This is a genomic window from Brasilonema bromeliae SPC951 (genome assembly GCF_012912135.1).
Classification (GTDB): domain Bacteria; phylum Cyanobacteriota; class Cyanobacteriia; order Cyanobacteriales; family Nostocaceae; genus Brasilonema; species Brasilonema bromeliae.
Genome location: NZ_QMEB01000303.1, coordinates 1 through 6,703, shown reverse-complemented (window position 1 = coordinate 6,703; position 6,703 = coordinate 1). Strand labels below are relative to the sequence as shown.

General features: G+C 41.6%; 7 protein-coding genes. 3 read left to right on the top strand and 4 right to left on the bottom strand.

Annotation, left to right across the window (positions count from 1 at the left end):
* Positions 1-11 precede the first annotated feature (11 nt).
* Positions 12-146: a hypothetical protein gene (locus DP116_RS30055; RefSeq protein WP_281357480.1), complete on the bottom strand. Its 135-nt coding sequence runs from the start codon at positions 144-146 to the stop codon at positions 12-14.
* Here DP116_RS30055 and DP116_RS26090 point away from each other — a divergent pair.
* From DP116_RS26090 to DP116_RS26080, 3 genes are all read left to right on the top strand, one after another.
* Positions 116-730, top strand: a complete 615-nt coding sequence (locus tag DP116_RS26090) for a transposase (RefSeq protein WP_339381572.1) — start codon at positions 116-118, stop codon at positions 728-730. The genes DP116_RS30055 and DP116_RS26090 overlap by 31 nt on opposite strands.
* Positions 731-744: 14 nt before the next feature.
* Positions 745-1,035: a hypothetical protein gene (locus DP116_RS26085; protein WP_169157915.1), complete on the top strand. Its 291-nt coding sequence runs from the start codon at positions 745-747 to the stop codon at positions 1,033-1,035.
* A gap of 304 nt (positions 1,036-1,339) precedes the next feature.
* Complete coding sequence (locus tag DP116_RS26080; protein ID WP_169157914.1) at positions 1,340-3,370, top strand: potassium channel family protein; 2,031 nt, start codon at positions 1,340-1,342, stop codon at positions 3,368-3,370.
* Between the two features lie 124 nt (positions 3,371-3,494).
* Here the strand turns inward: DP116_RS26080 and DP116_RS26075 are convergent, their stop codons facing one another.
* From DP116_RS26075 to DP116_RS30050, 3 genes are all read right to left on the bottom strand, one after another.
* Positions 3,495-4,928, bottom strand: a complete 1,434-nt coding sequence (locus DP116_RS26075) for a serine/threonine protein kinase (protein WP_169157917.1) — start codon at positions 4,926-4,928, stop codon at positions 3,495-3,497.
* A gap of 17 nt (positions 4,929-4,945) precedes the next feature.
* Positions 4,946-6,256, bottom strand: coding sequence for a serine/threonine protein kinase (locus DP116_RS26070; protein WP_169157913.1), 1,311 nt, complete (start codon positions 6,254-6,256; stop codon positions 4,946-4,948).
* 292 nt (positions 6,257-6,548) lie between these two features.
* Positions 6,549-6,677, bottom strand: a complete 129-nt coding sequence (locus DP116_RS30050; RefSeq protein WP_281357479.1) for a hypothetical protein — start codon at positions 6,675-6,677, stop codon at positions 6,549-6,551.
* Between the last annotated feature and the right edge of the window lie 26 nt (positions 6,678-6,703).

The window sequence follows — 6,703 nt, the reverse complement described above, 5'->3', positions numbered from 1 at the left end:
ATGTCATTAGTCTAGTTATAGGTGGCGATCGCCTGTGACAGTTGCGTAAGTCCTGAGAATCCTTGATGGAAACTGCCTTGAAAAAACTGACCATCGTCTCGAAGTATTACGAACAATCGCCGCAGGAGCATTACCAGGAAAGTCATTAGTAGTTCTTGACCCAGAATTAAGATTAGCAATCAATGTATTTGGTTGTGAAGATGGTCATGCTCAAGAACGTTCAATGTTTTCCGAGGTTCTAAAAACTGTAAAAGAAGGCGAATTATGGATTGCAGACCGTAACATGTGTACTGTTGGATTTTTGTCTGGCTTACATCGAAGTGGAGCAAACTTCGTGATTCGGGAACACAAATCAATGCCCTGGGAAGCAATCAATTCATTGCAAGCAGTTGGTAGTATTGAGACAGGGGATTTATTTGAGCAAACTGTTAGTCTGAGCGATGCTGGAAAATTGTTGCTGATGAGGCGAGTCGTTTTGAAGCTAAAAAAACCAGATCGTAATGGTGAGAATGAAATTGCCATTTTTACGATGCTTCCAACGGAAACTGTAACCGCAGTAGTTATTGCACAATTATACCGGGAACGACGCAGTGTTGAAAATCTGTTTCAAACTGTGACGGAAAATTACGAATGCCAAATTCAAACTTTGGGCTATCCAAAAGCTGCCTTGTTCTCATTTTGTCTTGCATTAGTCGCCCATAACATTTTAGAACCGTTCGCGGGGTTTTAGCAAGCGTTCATGGTGTGGGAAAAATTGATGCTGGACTGTCTGATTACTATATGGTTGACGAAGTACAAGGCACTTATCGAGGAATGATAATTGCGATCGCTCCTGGGCATTGGAGTGTATTTGCCAATTTTGAACTATCTGAGTTTGCTAAATGCCTCCAAAATTTGGCTTCACGGGTTCATTTGAAGTCTTTTCTTAAACACACCCGTGTTCCAAAAAAGAAGAAAGACTCTCCAAAGTATGACCCTCAACATCCACATGTCTCAACTGCCAAACTTTTGAAGACTGCAAAAAAGTCACCTTGACAGGGCTAGACTTATAGTCCTAGGCGGACGAGAACCCAGTCAAATAATATGTAATAACTTTGACATTTCTTTTCCCAGGTGCAAGATGTAAGTATACTCAGATCTTGCACCATAATTCTCGTCCGCCAAGAAATAAATTTCTTGGCTCAAAGTCCAAGTCCGTTAAAACGGACTGGGTAAGTTTTTTAGTCCATTTTAATGGACTTCGCCTATAAGCCTAGGACTTATAGTCCTAGGCGGACGACAACCCAGTCAAATAAGATCAATCATAATTGTAAATATATATTGACAACCAGTAATACACATGCATCAAGCAGCACAGCCTCAGGTGCTCTTAGATCAATTTCTAGTTTGCGGACTCGGCGGTTTAGGTCAACATTGTGTTGTCGCCCTCAAACAGTTTGAAGTCAGCGTCATTGCTATTGATAAAAAGCCGCCTGAAGACTGGGAAATTCCTCATCTTGAGAATTTATTGGATACCTTAGTCATTGGTGACTGTCGTCAAATCGATGTTCTACAGCAAGCTAAAATCCAGCAGTGTCGAGCTGCCATCATAGTCACAAGTAGTGAGCAAGTCAATGCAGAGACAGCTTTAGCGGTGCGCAAACTTAATCCCAAAACCCGCTTAGTGATTCGTTCATCTAAAAAAAATCTCAATGAATTATTGAGTGAACATTTAGGAAACTTTGTTGCTTTTGAACCAACTCAACTACCTGCCCCAGCTTTTGCCCTTGCTGCTCTTGGTACAGAGACATTAGGATTGTTTCATTTAGAAGGACAGTGGTTGCAAGTTGTCAAACGTACTTTATCACCAACAGATCGTTGGTGCAACAGACAGTTGTTGCACGAATTGAATACTCACAAACGTCACATTCTCTATCACACATCTAGTGCAACTTCTTCATTCAAAGCCTTCCATAAATGGGAGCCAGATACACGCCTGATGCCGGGAGATACAATTGTTTATATTGAGGCAATAAAACCAACTTCCACTGATTCTCAGAAACTGGTAAAAAATACTTGGTATAACCCTTGGCACTTATTAACAAGACTCAAACACCTCAACTGGTTAACTATAAAACAGCAAGTTACTCAATTTTTACGCAAACCTGATCAGAATCGATTTAAGCAGGTAGGTATTATCTGTGGAGTCATTGTAGGTGTTTTATTGCTATTAGGAACGGTTTTGTATCGGTTGACCTATCCCAAAATGGGCTTGATAGATGCCTTTTTGACCTCAACCATGCTACTTCTCGGCGGATTTGGTGATTTGTTTGGTGGGTTTAATTTCACACTTCCAGTTCCGTTTTGGTTGCGGTTGATTAGCTTGGGAATGACAATCACTGGTACAATCCTTGTAGGGGTATTCTATAGTTTTTTGACAGAAAGACTTTTAGCTGCTAGATTTCAGTTGAATAAGCGACGTCCACCCGTTCCTCAAAAAGACCATGTTGTCGTCGTGGGACTCGGTCGGATGGGTCAGGGAATCGCAGAGATTTTGCAAGAATTCAACCAACCCCTTGTTGGGATCACGCTAAACACAGATTTTGACATGACGGTTCTACCAAAGATGCCACTCATAACTGGTTCCCTAAAAAGGTTTCTTTCCAAGGCAAATCTTCAGACAGCAAAAAGTGTCGTTGTGGTGACTGATGATGAGATGCTGAATTTGGAAGTCAGTTTAATGGCTTATGATGCAAATCCAGAAAGCAATTTGGTTATCCGTACCACAGGTCTTAGCTTAAGTGACAATTTAGCCGAACTCTTGCCGAATGCTCAAGTACTATGTGTCTACGCTTTAGTTGCTGAAGCTTTTGCCGGAGCAGCATTTGGGGAAAATATCATAAATCTGTTTCGTATTAATCACAAAACTATCTTGGTTACAGAATACCAAATTGAAGGAGGTGATACGCTCAATGGCTTACTGCTATCTGAAGTTGCTTATGGCTATGGAGTCGTTCCAATTCTTTACCAAAAAGAAACAGGAATGGCTAAGCTTATGCCTTCTGAGGATATTAGTTTAGCTGTGGGCGATCGCATGATAGTACTAGCAACAAGCGATGGTCTACAGCGCATTGAGCAGGGAACAACTATCACCACATCAAAAACCTGGCAAGTACATATTACAAGAGCTTTGACAGAGGAAGCACAGTTTGAGGGGGCGAATGTTCTTGTTCGCATTTCAGGATGCAGTCTCAACACAGCGAGAACAGTAATGAAAAACTTACCACAAACATTGCATTTACCACTCTACAAACATCAAGCTCAGCGACTTATTATAGAACTAAGTAAAGCTCAAGTAATCGCCCACTTGCTTCCAACGAATTCTCTTTAGCAATGTTATCAGTTATCAGTTATTCCTTAAGTCAGTGGGTCAAATTAAATATAAAACCTCACCCTGCTTCCGGCTTCCCTCTCCTTAATAAGGAGAGGGATTGAGGGTGAGGTCTTATCTTATCTTATATTGAATTTCGCTTATCTACGTATTCCCTATTCCCTGTTCCCTGTTCCCTGTTCCCTGTTCCCTGATTTAATTTCAACCAATCCTTTATCTCCTCAATTAACCAATGACGTTCCACAGTAGCTAAAGGACTAGAGGTGAACTTCTGTTTATTAGAAGATTCAATTGTCACGCCCCGAGGTGCAGAACCCTGTTGAACTATCTCTTCATACACTCTACAAATCAGTAGAGTTTTTCCTCTAAACCGCCAATAACATAAACCAAATAACTTCCAGCGGATTTCAAAATGTTCACGGTCAAAGTACATATCTGTATGTCTAAAAGCAGGTAGCACTGTTGCCTGGAAGAGGAAAAACACTAATGCTAAAAGAGGTACAAAATACAATATCGAATGGTAGCTAAGTCCTGTTGAGAGTAAATTGAACCACTGTGGTAATTGCCAGACAAAAGGAATCATCAGCCCGATAAGATAGAATAATTTGAACGTTTTTCTTCCGCGTCTGGGAATTTTTATTTCTATTTTGTCCGCAGATTTTTTAATTTGAATTCGACTACCTGTAGGCTTACGACTTGTAAGTGGTGGAGTGAGTGCGTGTTTGTTCTTCAGCGTGTCTAACGCTTGGCGTGCAGTACTAAGCCGTTCTGCAACATTTGGTTCTGTCAGTTTGCCAATCCAATTCACAAAACCCAAATCGACACTCACTTTGTCAGCAAACTGAATGCGAGAGTCTTTGTATGGTAAATCAGCAGGAGGCGTTCCGGTGAGGAGATGAATTAAGGTTGTACCCACAGCATACAAGTCAGAGGCGGGAACAGCACGACCTGCAAACTGTTCCATTGGTACATAGCCGTAGGTTCCTACAACTGTGAAAGTCGCACCTTCCAACACCGCCTGGTCTTGTACTGCGCCAAAGTCAACTAGGTAAACGCGTTCATCCTCACCCCAAATTAAATTGCTGGGTTTAATATCTCTGTGTAGCACAGGAGCGTCGAGTTCGTGCAGGTAAACAAGAATGCTCAAAATTTCTGTTGCGATCTTTTCCACCTGTGACTGAGAAAACCGATGACCCCCATCCAGCAGTTGCTGGAATGATGTTCCGGGAACGTAACTGTGCACTAACCCAAACCAGGGAAATCTCGAACCGGGCTGCTGTTCCAAAACAAAGTCATCTCGATACTTGGGAATTCGGGGATGATTGAGATTTTTCAGTACTTGAGCTTCACGTTCAAAGAGTTTATGTTCATCCCACTGCATTTGCGGACTCAAAGCGAGCAGTTTGACAACAACCTGTTCTTGAGACTGTGTATGCAAATCTACTGCTAACCAAGTTTGACGACTAGCATCTTGCCCTAATTTTTCTTTAAGTTGATAACGAGACTCTTGCGGAGTCGCTTCCCGAATGCAAAGAACTTGTCCACCTTCTTGTAGCATAACCAAAAGCCCAAAATCTAAAGTCCCAACCAATGCTTGATTTCATCTACGAGCCAACGGCATACTTGATGAGAAAGAGGTGGTTTCAATCTTCCAAATGAATACTCTTCGACACCAACTGCGAGAGTCACCTCAGGAATTTTCTTGTTACCATAGCCGCCAGAGTCACTTTTAAAAACATTATCAATCTCTGAGACATTTCCTCGCTGTCGTTTGATGCAAAAACCCAATAATTTCACCTCAATTTCAAATTGCTGATGATTGAAGTAGATATTGGTTTCCACAAAAACAGGTAATAGAAACCAAGCCCCCAATACAAGACTACCTGCCAACCAAAACAAATAAACCCAACCGCTGATGAGCATCGACAGCCAAAATAACCAAAGTCCCAACCCCGTTAGCACAATCCAATTTCTTGGGCTAGAGATCACCTTGTACCAAGGGACAGGAAGTTGAATCTGTAAGTGAGTAGGTGATTTTTTCAGCCAAATACAACTTTCAGGGAGTCGTGGACTAGCAATTTTGATAGCATTGTGATTAGCTTTGAGAGCGTCAAGTGCTTGTTGAGCGCTACTAAAGCGTCTTTCGAGATTAGGTTCAGTCAGTTGTTCTAACCAACGGACAAACCCAGGATTGAGTCTGACAAGGTGAGAAAACTGCAAGCGAGAATCTTTTTGAGGCAAATCTGCTGGAGAAACACCCGTCAGCAAATGAATCAATGTTGCTCCCAAAGCATAGAGATCAGATGCTGGAGTTGCTCTTCCGCCAAACTGTTCGAGTGGTGCATAGCCATAAGTTCCTACCACTGTGAAGGTAGCACCTTCTCTAGCGGCGCGATCTTGTACTGCACCAAAATCAACCAGATAAATACGAGAATCCTTACCCACTAGCACATTGCTAGGCTTAACGTCTCGATGCAGCACAGGAGGACTCAAACCATGCAAATAAATCAGAATTTTTAGGATATGAGCAGCAATTTTGCGAACTTCTGGTTCTGCAAACACTTGACCTTTAGTGAGTAATTGCTTGAGTGATATACCGGGAATATATTCTTGAACTAACCCAAAATAGAGTAACTGGTCATCAATGCAAAAATAATTACGATAGTCAGGAATGCGAGGATGGTTCAACTGTTTCAAAACTTGTGCTTCTCGCTCAAATAGTTTCAAGCTTTCCCACTGCATCTGGTCGCTAAAGGTCAACAGTTTCACCACAATATCCTCTTGTGTTGACAAATCCAGTGCTAACCAGGTTTGACGACCTGCACCTTCACCCAGTTTTTCTTTCAGTTGATAGCGATTATGTATAACCTGTTGCGTTTGCAGCATCGTGTTGCTATTCCTCAACACTCCTGTTGTACCAAAATGACACTAGAATCCCTAAAAAAGACAAGACAAGACAATCTCCATCAAAGGGAAGTATCGAAATCTATGTAGAAACAAAACTAATATACAAACTGAAACAACCGTATTCCGGATGTTTTTATCAAATTTCTGCCAGAACTGAGAGACTTCATGACTACTCCTTTAGGCAATTGTTTTTCATATTTAGCAGCAAGGGAAAAAAATTAGAGATAAACTTTGTTAGTAGAATGAAATACATTGATTATAAATTTTACTATTATAGCAATCCTAAATCATAAGCTCTACGGGCACGCACTCGCGTATGCCCAGTGGGTAAAGCCACAGCAAGATTCCCGACAACTTCGCCGAAGTCGGGAATCTGAGCATCCGCGATTGCGATTTTCACAAATCAAATAGGATTCTCAGATCTTG